Source organism: Halomonas eurihalina, from assembly GCF_008274785.1.
Lineage (GTDB): Bacteria > Pseudomonadota > Gammaproteobacteria > Pseudomonadales > Halomonadaceae > Halomonas > Halomonas eurihalina.
The window spans coordinates 1-866 of sequence record NZ_VTPU01000046.1 but is presented as its reverse complement, the minus strand read 5'-3'; the positions used below and the strand labels follow the sequence as shown (position 1 = coordinate 866).

The window sequence follows — 866 nt, the reverse complement described above, 5'->3', positions numbered from 1 at the left end:
TTGTTGTCGCTGTCGATGGCCTGCTTGCCGAGAATCACCAACTCCGGCTGCTCCTCTTCAACCACCTTGGCCAGCACTTTGGCCGCGCCCAGCGACTCGACACGCTCGTCGGTCTGCACGTGGATGGCGCGATCGGCGCCCAGAGCCAGGGCGGTACGCAGCTGCTCCTGGGCGGCCTTGGGACCGACGGTGACCGCGACCACCTCGCTGGCCGTACCGGCCTCCTTCAGGCGCACGGCCTCTTCCACGGCGATCTCGCAGAAGGGGTTCATGGCCATCTTGACGTTGGTGAGGTCAACGTCGGAGTTATCCGGCTTGACCCGGATCTTGACGTTGTAGTCGATGACGCGTTTGACCGCGACGAGTACCTTCATATTGTCCTCGCTTGGTTCAGTCTCGGAACCGGGTTATGAAGAAGGCGAAGCGCCTCTTAGAACCGATCGGCATGCTTTTAGATGTTTCATGCGAGCGTTTGATAGGCGCCGCGCCGAAAAAACCTTTTCAATGTGCCACAGCCTCGGTGACGGCAACAATCCCGCCATGCCAGTCGAGGGGTCCGTTCGGCAGATCCCCATCGTAAGGGGTGCCCCTTTGCGGCTATTATGCCTATCATGGAGCACCCCTAGAAGCAAACGACCGTTTAAAATTGACGAGACGTCGGAGGGTGAACGCCGCATGGGCGAACTCGGCAGTTGACCGACACCCTCTCGGTGCCCGCAAGAACAGAGGCATGACGTCTCGCCATGGGAGGAGACATCAATAATGACAGAACACGTAGAGCGCGACAGCATGGAAGTCGACGTGGTGATCGTCGGCGCCGGCCCCTCCGGGCTCGCCGCGGCCTGCCGGCTGATGCAACAGGCCAA

1 protein-coding gene is annotated in these 866 nt (G+C 60.6%); it reads right to left on the bottom strand.

From position 1 onward, the window contains the following. Positions 1–374: electron transfer flavoprotein subunit beta/FixA family protein (locus tag FZZ93_RS18175; RefSeq protein WP_149323701.1), on the bottom strand; the 374-nt coding region annotated here is incomplete at its 3' end. Between the last annotated feature and the right edge of the window lie 492 nt (positions 375–866).